Genomic DNA, 14,350 nt, shown 5'->3' on the forward strand with positions numbered 1-14,350 from the left:
GATTGGCTTCAATGGCACAACCTCTGCGCACCATAATCGGGTCGGCGCTGTCCGTGACGGGCCTTGCGATCGCGGCGGGCGTTTCCGCGACGCCGGCCCAGGCGGCCACGTATTACGCCTACCAGAACGAGCATTCGCGCACCTGCCTGACCGGCGGCAAGACCGGGACGGTGTTCGTCTCGACCTGCAACGGCAGCTGGTATCAGCAGTGGACGACGGCCGGCGGGGACGACGCCGGCTACTACCGGTTGAAGAACCGCGCGACCGGCAAGTGCCTGATGACCGACTACAAGAGCCAGGTCAACGCAGTGTGGACCAGTACGTGCAGCACCGACGACGACGTACAGGGTCAGCTCTGGCGGACACCTGGCTACATCATCAACCGCGACTTCATCAGCAGCCTGCGGACGAGCCCGCGCGCCGGTGCCGTCTACAGCGACAAGAGCATCAGCTCCTATGACGCGTCCTACTACGAATGGCACTCGAGGCTTCCGTAGTCCATCACCGAGGGGGTCGCGCCACAAAGCGCGGCTCCCTCGCTCTCGGGTTGTAGAGGTGTGCAGATGATTCGCACTGTGGTTCCGGTTGTCCTGGTGTTCGTCCTTGCGGTGATTGGTGTTCTGCACTTTGTCTGGGCGGTCACGCCTTGGCCGTGGCGCGACAAGATCGCTTTCACCAAGGCGATCTACGGCAGCGACAGTGGCGAGCTGCCGCCGCCGCCGTTGTCGGCTCTGGTTGGTGCTGCATTGCTCGGTAGTGCGGTCCTGACGCTCATGGTCAGCGACGCCATTCCGGGGATCGGGCCGGATTGGCTTCAGTTCACCGGCATGGTCGGTTTGGCGCTGGTGATGCTCGGGCGCGGCGCCGGCGGCTACTTCATGAACGCCGGTCGGGCTGCCGAGTTCAGACGATGGAACTCGGTCCTCTATTCACCGTTGTGTCTCGGCCTGTTCCTGTTGGCGACAGTCGTCGCGGTGTCGGCGACTGCCCGTTAGAGAGTGAAAGCGGAGGATTCGTGCGAGATTTCAGATTCGGCTGCAGCGTGTTGGGACTGCGGTCCCGGAAGGACTTCGTTGAGCAGTGCCGCGCTGCCGAGCGGTACGGCTACGACGTCGTGGTCGCTGCCGATCACTTGGGAATGCCGGCGCCGTTTCCAGTTCTCACCGCCGCGGCCGATGCCACCACCCGGCTCCGCGTCGGCACGTTCGTGCTCAACGCCGGCCTGTGGAATCCCCACGTGCTCGCCCGTGAGGTGGCGACCGTCGACCGGCTCACCGGCGGTCGCCTCGAAGTGGGGCTTGGTACGGGGTACGTGAAATGGGAGAACGACGCGGCGGCAATCGGATGGGGAGGACAGGCCGCTCGAGTCGACCGGCTGCACGCCACAGTGGACAAGCTCACCGAATTGTTCGCGGCACCGGGCTATGAGGAGCAGCGGCCGCTGCGTGACATGTTCGACCTGCCGGTCCTCGCACCGACACAGTCGCGAGGCTTCGGCGGGTACGGTCCGCCGCTGCTCGTGGGCGGCACCGGCGACGCCGTACTGGAACTGGCAGCGCAGCGCGCCGACATCGTCAGCATCGCGGGCACCTACCAGATCAAAGGCATGCCGCCGGGAACCGTCCGGCTCGGCACCGCGCGAGAGGCCGAGGAACGGGTGCAGTTCGTACGGCGTGCGGCCGGGGCGCGGTTCGCCGACATCGAGTTGAACACGATCGTGCAGCTGGTCATCGTCACCGACGACCGACGCGCTGCAGCAGAGAAGCTGATCGCCACGCAGCTACCCACCCTGTCGGTCGACGAAGCCCTCGCAACACCCCATCTGCTCATCGGAACCGTGGACGAGATCGCCGGCCAACTCAAGGCGCGACGAGAGCAGTACGGCTTCAGCTACTTCACCGTCCAGGAACCTTTCCTGCCGGTCCTTGCCCCCGTCATCGAACGCCTTCGAGCCTGAGGTCCAGCTGCTGTTCGCCGCGCGCGGTCTGATCGCCCGGATGCGTCACGGCCACACGCAGCTCGACCTGCCGAACCTCTTCATCCCGCTGGCAGAGGATCACCCGCACGAGATCGTGGAGGGAGTCGTGGGCCGATGGTGGGCCTTCGGAGCACACGACAACTGAACCGAGATCGACGGTCCCGACGCCTTCCAGGCGTTCGCCGAGCCTGGCTACGGCAAGGGGATCATCGCCTTCCGTCTCAGGGAAGTGCCGCCCGGACGAACCCGCGTAACCACCGAGACCCGGGTGAGCCGGCGTCGTGCAGCACTCTGCGCAGATGCTCGATCTTGAGATGCTCGTGAGTGTCGATCGTGGCCGCGATGGTGCGGGCCACCCCGGACCCGAGCTGGGTTACGTCGCACACCTGCCGGAAGACCGTCGCGACCCGGCTGGATGAGGTGGGGCTCTCTGCCCGGGAGATCGCCGATCACCTCGGGCATGCCAAGCCCTCGATGACTCAGGACGTGCACACGGGGCGCGGGTGTGGCGAGCGCTGCGGCGGCCCAGGTTCCGCTCCGGGCGGCAGCATGAGGTGGTCGTTAAGTGGTCGCGGACAGCAGAACGCGCAGGTCAGATGTGCTCTGACCTGCGCGTTCTCCAGGGGTGGAGGTGGCGGGAATCGAACCCGCGTCCTTCAGCGTTGCTCCAAGACTTCTCCGGGCGCAGTCTGTTAGGCGTTTTTCTCAGCCTCAGCGCTCTCACAGACAAGTCGCTGACAGGCTCAGTCACTGTAAATGTCCCGTGCTAGCCCCGTGACCGGGCTAACAAAGCAAGCTTCCTAGCTGAGGCCAGGAACCGGGTCGGAAGCATCCCCGGGCTGACCGCTTCTTTAGGTGCTCAGGCCGTCAGGCGGCGAGAGCGAAGCTACTGCGCGTCTTAGCGTTGGCAGTTATTGGTTTCCAGAGATCGTTAACGAGATAACCCTGGATCCTCGGCCCGCTTCCCTTGGAACTAACGTCCAAAGTCGAAACCGTTCACCCCCTGTTGAGTTGTCAAACTCCCACCGGCGCCGGAGCCCCGGTGGAAGATCCACACTACCAAGTCCAACAACCCGCCCGCACCTCGGATTCCCGCGCGGCGCGACCCGCGGGCGCGACCACCTGAGTCACGCCGTGGGGTTACCCAGCGTCACTTGATCAGACGGAGCGTGAACGGGTAGCGGAAGTTGGAGCCGACCGCGGTGGCCAGGCCGCCGATCCCGGTGAGAACGAACCACAGTACGCCGAGCAGCGGGAACAGGAACGCGGTGAACCCCTCCGTCACCCCGGTCATGATCCCCAGCAGCACGAACGCGCCGAACGCGCTCAACTGGAAGTTGAGCGCCTCGACGGCGTGCTTGCGGACCGCCGGGTTCTTCTGGCCGGCGGTCGCGACCACGATCGCCGGGCCGACGAACGAGGTCGGGTACCCGAGCCAGTGGGCGACCGTACCCATCCCGCGCCCGTCGCCGTTGTACCGCTGCAACTGCGCCGGCCGGGTGAAGGCGGCGGGTGCGAACGTCGGGACGGGCCGGGATACGAGGCCGTTGAACGTGCTGTTCAGCTCGGCCCGGGTGCGCGCCTTGAGCGCGAGCTCCAGCCGGGTGTCGAACTCGCCGTGGTCCAGCCGGCCGTCGGCGTACATTTCTTTGAGGATCTCGACGGCTCGGTCCCGTTGGGCCGGCGTCACCAGCAGGTCTGAAGTGGACATGTACCCACTCTGCGCGCCAAGCGCCCCGCCCCCCATCGGGTGCAGCCCCCACCCACCCCTGACCGGACCCCAGCCCTCGGCCCGGGCCGGGGCGTGCACCGCGATCCAGCGCGAACGGCGGGAGCCAGCGGACTGCGGAAGCCAGTGGGACCGCGGGACCGCAGACCCCGGGGCGTCGGGTGGGGCGGTCCGGTGGCGGCGAGGGTGGGGGGTACGGCGGTCAGCGGCGACGGCGGTCCGAGAGGGCTCGCTGGGCCTCGCGGTTCGCCTGGCGCTCGGCCAGGGCGTGACGCTTGTCGTAGTCCTTCTTGCCCCGGCCGGTGCCGAGCTCGACCTTGGCGTAGCCGTCCTTGAAGTACAGCGACAGCGGGATCAGCGACACGCCCTGCTGCTCGACGGCGCGGATCAGCTTCTGGAGCTCGTCCTTGTGCAGGAGCAGCTTGCGGGTACGGCGCGGCTCGTGGTTGGTCCACGTGCCGTGCTTGTACTCGGGGATGTGCATCCCCTGCAGCCACAGCTCGTTCCCCCGGACGGCCGCGAACGCGTCGACCAGGGAGGCCCGGCCCTGCCGCAGGGACTTCACCTCGGTCCCGGTCAGCACGAGCCCGGCCTCCACCACATCCTCGATGTGGTAGTCGTGTCGCGCCTTACGGTTCTGCGCGATCGGTTTCCGACCGGTCTCTTTCACCATCCGACCAGTATCCCAGATCGCTCACAACCACTTCATCGGATTAACCACGCGACCGTCCTGGTAGACCATGAAGTGCAGGTGGCAGCCGGTGGAGTAGCCCGTCGTACCGACGTACCCGATGATCTCGCCTCGGGAGACGCGCTCGCCGACGCGGGCCTTGTAGCGGGACAGGTGGTTGTAGACGGTGGTGATGGAGGAGCCGTCGATCACCCCGTGCGAGATGAACAGCCGGTTTCCGTAGCCGCCGTTGTAGTACTTGTCGGTGACGACCCCGCTGGCCGCCGCGCGGATCGGCGTACCGCAGCCACCGCCGAAGTCGGTGCCGTCGTGCAGCTTCCAGTAGTGCAGGACCGGGTGGAACCGCATGCCGAACGGTGACGTGATGTAGCTGCGGATCGGGTAGCTGAGCCGCCCGTTGTCCTTCGGCTCGTCCGGGACGTCCCGCGGCGGCCGGCCCTCCTTGCGGGCCTTCTCCCGCTCGGCCTTCTCCCGGGCTGCCTTCCGGCGGGCCGCGGCGGCCTTCTCGGCGCGGGCGCGGGCGATCAGGATCTGCTCGACCCGGTTCCGCTCCCGGACCAGGGCGTTGTACTGCGCCTGCTCGGAGTTCCTCTCCATCTCGGCGGCTTTGAACGCAACCAACTTGAGCTGCGTGACCGCGGCGGCCTCGGCCTTGTCGGCGGCGACCTGCTTGGTCAGCGCGGTCACCTGCCGGACGGTGCGAGCCGCCTCGGCGCGCGCCTCCTCGGCCGCCTTCTCCGCCGCCGCGACCTTGACCCGCCGGCTGGCGAGCTGGGCCTGGGCGTTGTTCAGGTTGGTGATCGCGTTGCCCTGGATGCCGAACACGTTGCGCTGGACCTGCATCCCGGTGGCGATGTCGGCCGGCGACGCGCCGCGGAGCGCGATCGACAGCCCGACCAGGCTGTTCTGCTGCTGGTACGCCGACCGTACGGCGCGACCCGCCACCGCTCGCTTCTCGGCGATCTGCCGCTCGCCCGCCTCGACGTCGGCGACCGCCGACCGGAGCGCCTGCTCGGCGGCCCGGAGCTTGCCCGCGGCCACCGCATCGGCGGCTTTCGCGGCCGCGAGTTTGCCCTGGGCAACGGCGTACCGGGCCTGGACGACCTTGTACCGCGCCTCCGCCTGGTTGTAGGCGAGCACGGACTTGCCCAGCTGGTCGGACGCGTGCGCGAGATCGGCCTTGGACTGGTCGATCTGCGAGTCGAGTTGCTTCTTCTTGGCGGCCGGGTCGGGTGGGTCCGCCTGGGCAGACGGAACCACCGCCAGGGCGCCGGCGGACAGGGACAGGACAAGGCAGCAGGCGGCGACGACCGTCGGCCGACCCGGCGCCCTCGTGCGGAGGCGCAGGCGTGGCTTCGCGGAGGTGCCGCTGCTGTCGTCTCGCTTGATGCTCCCCCGCTCACGCGGGTTCGCACCGGGGAAGTGCGGGACCACAGTCGACCCCTTGCTCTGGATTGAGTTGTCGTGCTACCGAAGCACGATAAGTCACCCGGGTCAGACTTTGAGGTATTTCCGCGTTGTCAGGAATGTCGGGACCACGGCGAGCACCAGTCCGACCACGACCATGATGAGCGTGGCGCGGAAGGTTTCGGTGGCGCCGATCCATTGCCAGACCCGGAACGTCTCCTGGGCCCGCTGCATGACCACGAAGTACACGCCGACCCACAAGGTGCCGCAGGCAAGGACCGCGCCGATCAGCGCAGCCAGCACCGCTTCTAACAAGAACGGGAGCTGGATATAGAAGTTCGAGGCGCCGACCAGGCGCATGATGCCTATCTCACGTCTGCGTGCGTACGCCGCCAGCCGGATCGTGTTCGAGATCTGCATCAGCGCGGCAACCAGCAGCAGTCCGGCGGCCACCAGCGCGCCGACTTGCAAGCCGTTGAGGGCCTTGAACAAGGGATCCAGGTACTGCCGGAGATCCTGGACGGTGTCGACTCCGGGCAGGCCGGCGACCGCGCTGACCAGGTTCTGGTAGCGCTGCGGATCCTTCAGCTTGACCCGGAAGGACTCCTGCATCTGGTCCTCGGTGACCGTGCTGACGATCGGCGAGTCCTTGTAGAGCTTCTTGAACTGGTCGAACGCTTCCTTCTTCGACTCGCCGAAGACGCCGTCCGGGGCGGTGTCCGGGTTCGACTCGATCACCTGCCGGATCCGGTTCTTCTGCTCCTGGGTCACCTCGGCGCCCGAGCAGCCGCGGCCGCCGGAGTCCTTGGTGCAGAGGAAGACCGAGATCTGGATCTTGTCGTACCAGTTGCCCTTCATCAGCTCGACCTGCTCGCGGGCGAGCAGCGCACTGCCGAACAGCGACAGCGAGACCCAGATGGTGACGACGACCGCGATCGTCATCGACAGGTTCCGCTTCAGGCCGATGCCGAGGTCGGAGAGGATGTAGTTCAAGCGCATCAGTCAGTAGTCCCTGCTTCTCAGTGCTGGTAGCCGTAGACGCCGCGCGACTCGTCGCGGACGACATGACCGTTCTCCAGCTCGATCACGCGCTTGCGCATCTGGTCGACGATGGACACGTCGTGGGTGGCCATCACGACCGTCGTCCCGGTGCGGTTGATCCGGTCCAGCAGCTTCATGATGCCGACCGACGTGCCGGGGTCGAGGTTTCCGGTGGGCTCGTCGGCGATCAGGATCATCGGCCGGTTCACGAACGCCCGGGCGATCGCGACCCGCTGCTGCTCGCCGCCGGACAGCTCGTCGGGCAGCCGGTCCTCCTTGCCGTCCAGACCGACCAGCTCGAGGACCTCGGGGACCGTCTTGCGGATGTGCGAGCGCGGTTTGCCGATCACCTGCAGCGCGAACGCCACGTTCTCGGCGACGGTCTTGTTCGGCAGCAGCCGGAAGTCCTGGAAGACGGTGCCGATCTGGCGGCGCATCTGCGGGATCCGCCAACTGGCCAGCCGGTTCAGGTCCTTGCCGGCCACCATGATGTGGCCCTTGGACGACCGGTGCTCACGCAGGACCAGGCGCAGGAACGTCGACTTGCCGGACCCGGAGGTGCCGACGAGGAAGACGAACTCGCCCTTCTCGATCTCGACGTTGACGTTCAGCAGAGCGGCCTTGGACTGGCCCTCGTACGTCTTTGACACATTCTCGAAGCGGATCACGGGATCATCCGGCCGTGGTCGGGAACAGGGAGCGGCGCAGCGGTAACCACCAGGAGACCGTACGCCACCGGAGCGGCCGCAGGTCAGTCTAGGTGGTCCCGGGCGTGCCGCCGACCAGGCATGCCGCACCGTACGGCGGCGTCCGATACCCGGTCGCCACGAGAGCGTTACGGACGGCTACCGGCTGCTTCGGCGCCGATGCTGCCCGCCCCTGTTCTTCCTGCTTGAGCGTATCCGTTTCCACCGGTTCGCCGGTGGAGTTATCCACAGGGTCAGGCGGGGGCTGGGGCGGTGCCGTTGCCGTTGTCGGGGCGGGCGTCGGCGATGCGGGCCAGGCCGGGCTCGGGTTTGCGGCCGGCTCTGCGGGCCGCCTCGACGTGCAGCCGGGCCAGCTCGACGGCCTGGCGGGAGACCTTGACGGTCTTCTTCTCAGCCATTGGCACTGACTCCCTCGACGACTTCGGTGTCGGACTCCGCGATATCAGCGTACGCGGCCTGACCGACGCGGTCGATCGCAACCGAGGCGGTCAGCGCGGCCACCAGGTCGTAGTCCTCGGGCTGTAACAGCTCCGACCGCATCAGTGAGCGGAGCGTGACGACACCGGCGTCCGTCCCGGGGTCGCTCCCCTCGAGGATCTGCTCGACCGCCCAACGGACCATCCGCATCGTCTCCTCGCGGTGCCGCCAGGTGTCCAGCTCGCGATCGGACTTACGGATCAGGTACGCGCCGAGCATGACGCCACCGAGAGCCAGGAACGGGCTCAGCACAGTCACCACCACGCCGACCACCGAGATCCAGGTAGGTATCACGGACACACCCCGCCGCTCATACGCGACCTCCCAATTCCATGGAGTTGATCGCCCGAAGATGTTACGAAAGGAAGCATTCCACCCGCGACCGACAAGAACTGCCAAAGTCTGACAAGGAGCAGTGTCACTGAGATGGACGAGCCGGACGCCTACGACGTGTTCGTGCAGGGGACCGTGTTCCTCGACATCGTGCTGACCGGTCTGGAGTCCGCCCCGGCCACCGGGACCGAGATCTTCGCCGAGGGGATGGGGTCGTGCCCCGGCGGCGTCGCGAACTTCGCCATCGCCGCCAGCCGGCTGGGCCTGAAGACCGGCCTGGCGTCGGTGTTCGGCGACGACGTGTACGCCGACTTCTGCTGGCGGACCCTGGCCGACCAGGAGGGTGTGGACCTGTCGCACTCCCGCCGGATCGGGCACTGGCACTCCCCCGTCACCGTCTCGATGACGCTCGACCGGGACCGGGCGATGGTGACGCATGCCCATGAGGCCCCCGGCGACCCGAGCAAGCTGGTCGGCCCGGGTCTGAACACCCGCTCCGCGATCGTCCCGGTCGAGGACGAGCTGCCGGGCTGGACGCTCGACGCGATGCGGTCCGGCGCGCTGCTGTTCGGCGACGTCGGCTGGGACCCGACCGACCAGTGGTCCCCCGCCGTACTCGACGTGCTCGAGGGCTTCCACGCGTTCACGCCGAACGCGAGCGAGGCGATGGCGTACACCCGGACCGATTCTCCGAAGGCCGCGCTGCACAAGCTGGCCGACCGGGTGCCGCTGGCGGTGGTGACGAACGGCGCGGACGGCGTACTGGCGATCGACGCGACCACCGGCGAGGAGGAGCAGGTGCCGGCGTTGCCGGTCAGGTCCTACGACCCGACCGGCGCCGGTGACGTCTTCCTCGCGTCACTCGTCCTGGGCACGCTCCGTGGCTGGCCGCTCGCGCATCGGCTTGCGTTCGGCAACCTCTGCGCGGGGCTGTCGGTGCAGCACTTCGGCGGCTCGCTCGCCGCTCCGGGCTGGGGCGACATCATCGACTGGGTCCGCGACCACAGCCGGCACCGCCCCGGCGGGATCGACCCCGAGGTGCTTGCCCACTACAACTTCATTGGCGACGTCTTGCCCGAGGGCCCGGTCCCGATCGTCCGCCGCGCCTCGGCCACCATCGCGCGCCTGTCGGACGCCTGACCGCCACGGCGACCAGGGCAAGGAGGACGCCGCCACCCAGGAAGCCGTGGGACGGCGTCGTCCGATCGAGCGTCAGGCCCGTGAGCGCAGACCCGGCCGCGCTGCCGAGGTTGTTGGCGGTGTTGATCCAGGTGCTGGCCTCGGTGCGCTGGTACGGCGGCGTGACCGTGTCGGCCGCCAAGTAGGACACCACGAAGATCGGCGCCACAGCGACCCCTGCGGCCGCCATTACCAGCCCGAGCACGACCAGGTTGCCCACGAGCGAGGCCGTGAGCAGTCCAGCAGCCAGTACGGCGATCAGTCCGCCGAGGTGCACGTGCCACGGCCGGGTGTGCTGACGACGACCCCACAGGAGCCCGCCGACGACGCTCCCGGCTCCGATGGCGGCCTCGACGTACCCCGCCGCGCCCGGACTGCCGCTGCGCTGAGCCACTCCGGCCACGCACAGGTACGCGACGCTGATCCCCGCGGCTGTGGCCGCTATGACCAGCAGGATCCGCTGCAGCCCCGGGATGACGAGCGGGCCTAGAATCTGGCGGGTCGTCGGAGGCGCTGCGGTGTGCGAGGTGACCGGACTGGTCACCATGGCGAGCGTGCCGACGACCATCAGCCCAGCGCTGCAGCCGAGTGCCGCGGGTGCGGAGACCACACTGATCAGTACGCCGACCAGCAGCGGACCGCCGAGGAAGAGCGACTCCTCGCAGACCGCGTCCAGCGCGTAGGCCCGCTCCTTGAGTGGCGACCCTTCGGTCAGCAACCGCCAGTTCGACCGCATCGACGGCCCGAGGGGCGGGGCGAGTAGGCCGGCCAGGCCGACCAGCGCCAGGTTGGTCGTCGTACTGGCGATGAGCACCAGAGCGGCGGAGCAACTGACCGCGAGGACCGGGAGCACCCGGCGCTGGCTGAAGCGGTCGACGAGTCGTGCCTTGTAGGGCATCGACAACGAGGTGAGCCCGAACAGCGCGACCGCGGCGCCGGCGGTAGCGAAGGAGTCGGTGGACTCCTGGACAGTGAACAGCAGAGACAACGGGAGCAGACCGTACGACAGCCGCCCGAGCAGCGCCGGCACGAAGGTGCGCAACGCCGACGGCAACGACAGCACGTCGCGGTAGCTCCCGGCACGACCTGTGCCGGACAAGAGAACGCTCCTGAAGAGACGAAGGGAGGTGGGCTCGACCGCGCGAACGCGGGAGCCGTCTCTAGTCACAGGGAGCGAACATGCCGCAGAGCATACCCCGGCCGGTGCCCTTGAAGTCGTAGGGTCGGGGGTCGGCGTACGGGCTGTGGGACCGCGCGGAGACGGAGGTACGGCAGGACGCGTGGACCGTGCAGATCGCGCTGTCGACGTTCCTCACCGCGCAGACGATCAACCTCCCGCAGCTTTTCATCGCCGCCGCGATCGCTATCCTCCCGCTGGTCGTCATCTTCGTCTTCCTCCAGCGCTGGATCGTCCAGGGCGTCGAAAGGTCGGGTATCAGCGAATGAACGTGCAGGCACTGACCGATGCGGACCGCGAGCTGATCGAGCTGGCCCGCCGTACCGTCGACGCGAACACCGACGGACCGGACGGCGTCTACACGATGGGCGCCGCGGTACGGGGTGTGGACGGGCGGATGTACGCCGGGATCAACCTGTACCACTTCACCGGCGGACCGTGCGCGGAGCTGGTCGCCCTCGGCCGAGCCCGGGCCGAAGGCGCCCGCGAGCTCACCACAATCGTAGCCGTCGGCAACGAAGGCCGCGGCGTCGTCGCCCCCTGCGGCCGAGACCGCCAGGTCCTCCTCGACTACCACCCAACCATCCGCGTCATCCTCCCCACCGCGGACGGCGTCGGCTCAGTCCTGATCACCGACCTCCTCCCCGCCTCGTACCACTGGACCCCAACCACCTGAATCCACGGACGCGACCACCAGGCAGGGGTTTCAGGCAACCTTCCAGGTTCGGTCGCCGAGGGTTGCGACGAGGTCGACAGTTCCACCGAGGGCGGTGACGTATGCGCGGATGACCTCGATACCGGAGATCTCGCCGCTCTCGATCTTCGAGATGCGGGACTGAGACACTTTCATCAACCCTGCGAGCCCCGCCTGTGTGACTCCCGCCGCCTTGCGCATCTCGGCGAGCTGATGTCCACGAACAGAGGCCTCCCGGCGCTCACGGGCCACGTCCTTGCCCGCTGCTCGCTCGGCGGCCGGGCGCGGGTCGGCGGCGCGCGCCTTGGCCTTGACGTCTTTCCAGTCTGCGTACTCGGTCATCCTCACCCCTCCTCTTTCAGCGCGATCAAGTGTTCAGCAAACCGCTCGTCCGCCAGCGGTATCGCGGTCCTGTACCAACTCTCCCACCGCCCCGACTTGTCGCCTGCCACGAGGATGATGGCTTCTCGCGCTGGATCGAAGGCGAACAACATCCGGATCTCACTGTGACCTGACGACGGCGGTCGCAACTCCTTCATGTTCTGGAAACGACTACCTTTGACCCGATCGACCAACGGCCGGCCGTCGGGTCCTCGGTGAGAGCCGGGTAGCGACCGCAGTTCGATCAGGCCAGGTGGATTTCACCCTCGCGGAACCACCAGGTGATGGGGTCGGCGATGAGGATTCCGGCTTGGACGGCGGGGTCGGTGGTGGCGTGGTGGCGGGCCTCGTCGAGGGTGGTGCGGTAGACGCAGAGGCCGCGGAGGGTTGGGTCGTCGTGGTCTCGGAAGGGGCCGGCTGCGCCCAGGACGCCGGCCGCGCGGAGGTCGTCGAGGAAGTCGAGGTGGGCCTGCTGGATCTTGTCGGCCTCGTCGTCGGACAGGTCGGGTGGGTTCGGCGGGCGCCGGAGCAGGATGAGCGACAGGCTCTCCATGCCCGGCCGTGGCGGGGTGCTCACTTGACCCGCTCAGACAGCATGAACGTGTTGCCGTCCGGGTCGTAGAACGTGGCCAGCCGGACCTCGTCGGCGACGAGCCGGGTCTCGCCGTCGAAGCGGGTGCCGAGCGACTCCAGGTGCCGGCGGGCGGCGTCGATGTCGCGCACCCCGAACGTGATCACCGTCCCGCCCTCGGTCTGCGGCTGCTCGACCTGGCCGATGCCGATGTTGATGCCGGGCAACGGTGTCGTCAGCTCGGCCCAGCCCCAGCTGTCCAGTCGGTGCACCACCTCGAAGCCGAGGGCCTCCCGGTACCACTGCAGTGAGCGCTCCAGATCGGAGACGTCCAGCGCACAGACGGCCCTGCCGTCGTACTCGATCCCCGCGGCCTGCCCCTCCGACGTACCCCTCATAGTCCTGTTTTTATACTAGGCTTACTTTTGTGTCAACGCTCGCCCGCCTGGTCCACCTCCGATGGAACGTCCCAGTGATCGCCGAGCTGCACCGCGGTCGCGGCGGCCGCTTCGTCAACCTGGTCCACGGCCTCGGCGTCAGCCGGGAGTCGCTGCGGCGCACCATCGCGTTCCTGGAGGCGGATGGCCTGGTCCAGCGCAACCCCGGCTACGGCCACCCGCTGCGCCCTGAGTACCTGCTCACCGACGCGGGCGCCCGCCTCGGCGAGCCCGCTGTCGCGCTGACCGACCTCCTGCGCGAGCTGGACGCCACGGACGTCGGTCTCCGCAAGTGGTCGCTGCCGATCCTCACCGGCCTCGGCGACCGCCCCCGCCGCTTCTCCGAGCTCGGCAACAGCCTCCCGGGTACGACGAACCGCGCCCTCACGTTGGCCCTCAAGGACCTGGAGGCAGCCGGCCTGGTCACCCGAACAGTCACGACCGACTACCCACCGGCAACCCTGTACGGCGCGACACCGCCGGCGACCCGGGTCGCCCAGGCGGCCGAGCGACTCAGAATGCCGGAATGATGTCCTTGCCGTACGCGGCCAGCGTCTCTTCCTTCGCGTCGTGCTGGAGGTAGACCGCGAACTGGTCCACCCCGAGGGACCTGAGCTCCGAGAGCCGCGCGAGGTGGTTGTCGACCGGGCCGAGAATGCAGAACCGATCCACGACCTCGTCCGGGACGAAGTCCGTGTGAGTGTTGCCCGCCCGCCCGTGCTGAGCGTAGTCGTACCCCTTGCGCCCCTCGATGTAGTCGGTCAGCGCCTTCGGCACCGCACCCGTCGTCCCGTAGCGCGCGACGATGTCGGCCACGTGGTTGCCGACCATCCCGCCGAACCACCGGGTCTGCTCCCGCTGGTGCTCGAGGTCCTCCCCGACGTACGCCGGGGCCGCGACACAGAACTTGATCGCCGCCGGATCCCGGCCGGCTTCCGCGGCGGAACGCCGTACCGCTGCGATCATCCACTCGGCGATGTCCGGGTCGGCGAGCTGCAGGATGTAGCCGTCGCCGACCTGGCCGGTCGCGGCCAGCGCCTTCGGCCCGTAGGCGGCGACCCAGACGTCCAGGGCGCCGTTCTCGACCCAGGCGAACTTGAGCTGCTGACCGCGATACTCGACCGTCTCGCCGCGGGCCAGCGCGCGGACCACGTCGACGCACTGCTTCATCTCGTCGATGGTGCCCGGCTTGGCGCCGAGCGTGCGCAGCGCGGAGTCGCCACGGCCGATCCCGCAGATCGTCCGGTTCCCGAACATCTCGTTCAAGGTGGCGAACTGGGACGCGATCACGGTCCAGTCCCGGGTCCCCGGGTTGGTCACCATCGGGCCGACGATCACCCGCTCGGTCGTGGCCAGGATCTGGCTGTAGATGACGAACGGCTCCTGCCAGAGCAGGTGCGAGTCGAACGTCCAGACGTAGCCGAACCCCGCCTCCTCCGCCTTGCGCGCCAGGTCCACCACCGCGGACGCCGGCGGATCACACTGGAACACCACTCCGAAGTCCACGGCGCTCCCCCCTTAGGTCGATTCTGATGGTCTCACGCCGTA

General features: G+C 68.0%; 21 protein-coding genes, 1 other RNA gene and 1 pseudogene. 9 read left to right on the forward strand and 14 right to left on the reverse strand.

Features of this window, described 5'->3' with window-relative positions:
- Window positions 1–11 precede the first annotated feature (11 nt).
- From ACIBL3_RS11710 to ACIBL3_RS11730, 5 genes and pseudogenes are all read left to right on the forward strand, one after another.
- Window positions 12–497 (forward strand): RICIN domain-containing protein, encoded by a 486-nt coding sequence (locus tag ACIBL3_RS11710; protein WP_396353242.1) that lies wholly within the window; start codon window positions 12–14, stop codon window positions 495–497.
- 66 nt (window positions 498–563) lie between these two features.
- Window positions 564–995 carry a DUF3995 domain-containing protein gene (locus tag ACIBL3_RS11715; protein ID WP_396353243.1) on the forward strand — a complete coding sequence of 144 codons (432 nt, stop codon included), beginning with the start codon at window positions 564–566 and terminating at the stop codon, window positions 993–995.
- A 20-nt stretch (window positions 996–1,015) separates the two neighbouring features.
- Complete coding sequence (locus ACIBL3_RS11720) at window positions 1,016–1,957, forward strand: TIGR03621 family F420-dependent LLM class oxidoreductase (protein WP_396353244.1); 942 nt, start codon at window positions 1,016–1,018, stop codon at window positions 1,955–1,957.
- Window positions 1,926–2,123 carry a hypothetical protein gene (locus tag ACIBL3_RS11725; RefSeq protein ID WP_396353245.1) on the forward strand — a complete coding sequence of 66 codons (198 nt, stop codon included), beginning with the start codon at window positions 1,926–1,928 and terminating at the stop codon, window positions 2,121–2,123. The genes ACIBL3_RS11720 and ACIBL3_RS11725 overlap by 32 nt, the downstream gene beginning before the upstream one ends.
- A 197-nt stretch (window positions 2,124–2,320) precedes the next feature.
- Window positions 2,321–2,449 (forward strand): annotated as a pseudogene (locus ACIBL3_RS11730) (site-specific integrase); the annotation flags it as partial.
- A 152-nt stretch (window positions 2,450–2,601) separates the two neighbouring features.
- On the opposite strand, the gene ssrA reads toward ACIBL3_RS11730, so the two are convergent.
- The 8 genes from ssrA to ACIBL3_RS11770 form a co-directional block, all read right to left on the reverse strand.
- Window positions 2,602–2,982: a transfer-messenger RNA gene (ssrA, locus tag ACIBL3_RS11735) on the reverse strand.
- A gap of 146 nt (window positions 2,983–3,128) precedes the next feature.
- On the reverse strand, window positions 3,129–3,689 hold the full coding sequence (locus ACIBL3_RS11740; protein ID WP_396353246.1) for a DUF1707 and DUF4870 domain-containing protein: 561 nt from the start codon (window positions 3,687–3,689) through the stop codon (window positions 3,129–3,131).
- A 220-nt stretch (window positions 3,690–3,909) separates the two neighbouring features.
- Window positions 3,910–4,380 carry an SsrA-binding protein SmpB gene (gene smpB / locus ACIBL3_RS11745; RefSeq protein ID WP_396353247.1) on the reverse strand — a complete coding sequence of 157 codons (471 nt, stop codon included), beginning with the start codon at window positions 4,378–4,380 and terminating at the stop codon, window positions 3,910–3,912.
- Window positions 4,381–4,401: 21 nt separating this feature from the next.
- Complete coding sequence (locus ACIBL3_RS11750; protein WP_396353248.1) at window positions 4,402–5,832, reverse strand: M23 family metallopeptidase; 1,431 nt, start codon at window positions 5,830–5,832, stop codon at window positions 4,402–4,404.
- Window positions 5,833–5,892: 60 nt separating this feature from the next.
- On the reverse strand, window positions 5,893–6,804 hold the full coding sequence (ftsX, locus tag ACIBL3_RS11755; protein WP_396353249.1) for a permease-like cell division protein FtsX: 912 nt from the start codon (window positions 6,802–6,804) through the stop codon (window positions 5,893–5,895).
- 20 nt (window positions 6,805–6,824) lie between these two features.
- The gene (gene ftsE / locus ACIBL3_RS11760; RefSeq protein WP_132325159.1) at window positions 6,825–7,514 is read right to left on the reverse strand and encodes a cell division ATP-binding protein FtsE; all 690 of its coding nucleotides are present in this window, start codon (window positions 7,512–7,514) and stop codon (window positions 6,825–6,827) included.
- Between the two features lie 272 nt (window positions 7,515–7,786).
- Entirely contained in the window at window positions 7,787–7,951 is a 165-nt protein-coding gene (locus ACIBL3_RS11765) for a hypothetical protein (protein WP_396353250.1), read from the reverse strand.
- Window positions 7,944–8,324, reverse strand: coding sequence for a hypothetical protein (locus ACIBL3_RS11770; RefSeq protein ID WP_396353251.1), 381 nt, complete (start codon window positions 8,322–8,324; stop codon window positions 7,944–7,946). Before ACIBL3_RS11770 ends, ACIBL3_RS11765 begins: the two co-directional genes overlap by 8 nt.
- Before the next feature lie 132 nt (window positions 8,325–8,456).
- Here ACIBL3_RS11770 and ACIBL3_RS11775 point away from each other — a divergent pair, with 132 nt between their 5' ends.
- A complete protein-coding gene (locus ACIBL3_RS11775) occupies window positions 8,457–9,503 on the forward strand; it encodes a carbohydrate kinase family protein (RefSeq protein WP_396353252.1) in 1,047 nt (348 codons plus the stop codon).
- On the opposite strand, the gene ACIBL3_RS11780 is transcribed toward ACIBL3_RS11775, so the two are convergent.
- A complete protein-coding gene (locus ACIBL3_RS11780; RefSeq protein WP_396353253.1) occupies window positions 9,421–10,641 on the reverse strand; it encodes an MFS transporter in 1,221 nt (406 codons plus the stop codon). The genes ACIBL3_RS11775 and ACIBL3_RS11780 overlap by 83 nt on opposite strands.
- Before the next feature lie 188 nt (window positions 10,642–10,829).
- Between ACIBL3_RS11780 and ACIBL3_RS11785 the strand changes: the two genes are divergently transcribed.
- Together ACIBL3_RS11785 and ACIBL3_RS11790 are read left to right on the forward strand one after the other, a co-directional pair.
- Window positions 10,830–10,988, forward strand: coding sequence for a hypothetical protein (locus tag ACIBL3_RS11785; protein ID WP_396353254.1), 159 nt, complete (start codon window positions 10,830–10,832; stop codon window positions 10,986–10,988).
- The gene (locus tag ACIBL3_RS11790) at window positions 10,985–11,395 is read left to right on the forward strand and encodes a cytidine deaminase family protein (RefSeq protein ID WP_396353255.1); all 411 of its coding nucleotides are present in this window, start codon (window positions 10,985–10,987) and stop codon (window positions 11,393–11,395) included. The genes ACIBL3_RS11785 and ACIBL3_RS11790 overlap by 4 nt, the downstream gene beginning before the upstream one ends.
- 30 nt (window positions 11,396–11,425) lie before the next feature.
- Here ACIBL3_RS11790 and ACIBL3_RS11795 read toward each other — a convergent pair whose 3' ends face one another.
- The 4 genes from ACIBL3_RS11795 to ACIBL3_RS11810 are packed head-to-tail and all read right to left on the reverse strand — an operon-like array spanning window position 11,426 to window position 12,763.
- Window positions 11,426–11,755 (reverse strand): helix-turn-helix domain-containing protein, encoded by a 330-nt coding sequence (locus ACIBL3_RS11795; protein WP_396353256.1) that lies wholly within the window; start codon window positions 11,753–11,755, stop codon window positions 11,426–11,428.
- A 2-nt stretch (window positions 11,756–11,757) separates the two neighbouring features.
- A complete protein-coding gene (locus ACIBL3_RS11800) occupies window positions 11,758–12,042 on the reverse strand; it encodes a type II toxin-antitoxin system RelE/ParE family toxin (protein WP_396353366.1) in 285 nt (94 codons plus the stop codon).
- Window positions 12,039–12,371 carry a YciI family protein gene (locus tag ACIBL3_RS11805; protein ID WP_396353257.1) on the reverse strand — a complete coding sequence of 111 codons (333 nt, stop codon included), beginning with the start codon at window positions 12,369–12,371 and terminating at the stop codon, window positions 12,039–12,041. The genes ACIBL3_RS11800 and ACIBL3_RS11805 overlap by 4 nt, the downstream gene beginning before the upstream one ends.
- Window positions 12,368–12,763: a VOC family protein gene (locus tag ACIBL3_RS11810; protein ID WP_396353258.1), complete on the reverse strand. Its 396-nt coding sequence runs from the start codon at window positions 12,761–12,763 to the stop codon at window positions 12,368–12,370. Before ACIBL3_RS11810 ends, ACIBL3_RS11805 begins: the two co-directional genes overlap by 4 nt.
- A 29-nt stretch (window positions 12,764–12,792) precedes the next feature.
- Here ACIBL3_RS11810 and ACIBL3_RS11815 point away from each other — a divergent pair, with 29 nt between their 5' ends.
- Window positions 12,793–13,332 carry a winged helix-turn-helix transcriptional regulator gene (locus tag ACIBL3_RS11815; RefSeq protein WP_396353259.1) on the forward strand — a complete coding sequence of 180 codons (540 nt, stop codon included), beginning with the start codon at window positions 12,793–12,795 and terminating at the stop codon, window positions 13,330–13,332.
- Here ACIBL3_RS11815 and ACIBL3_RS11820 read toward each other — a convergent pair.
- Entirely contained in the window at window positions 13,316–14,308 is a 993-nt protein-coding gene (locus ACIBL3_RS11820; protein ID WP_396353260.1) for a TIGR03842 family LLM class F420-dependent oxidoreductase, read from the reverse strand. The two genes, ACIBL3_RS11815 and ACIBL3_RS11820, sit on opposite strands and share 17 nt — an antisense overlap.
- Window positions 14,309–14,350: the final 42 nt, after the last annotated feature.

Source organism: Kribbella sp. NPDC050124 (assembly GCF_044460355.1).
Lineage (GTDB): Bacteria > Actinomycetota > Actinomycetes > Propionibacteriales > Kribbellaceae > Kribbella.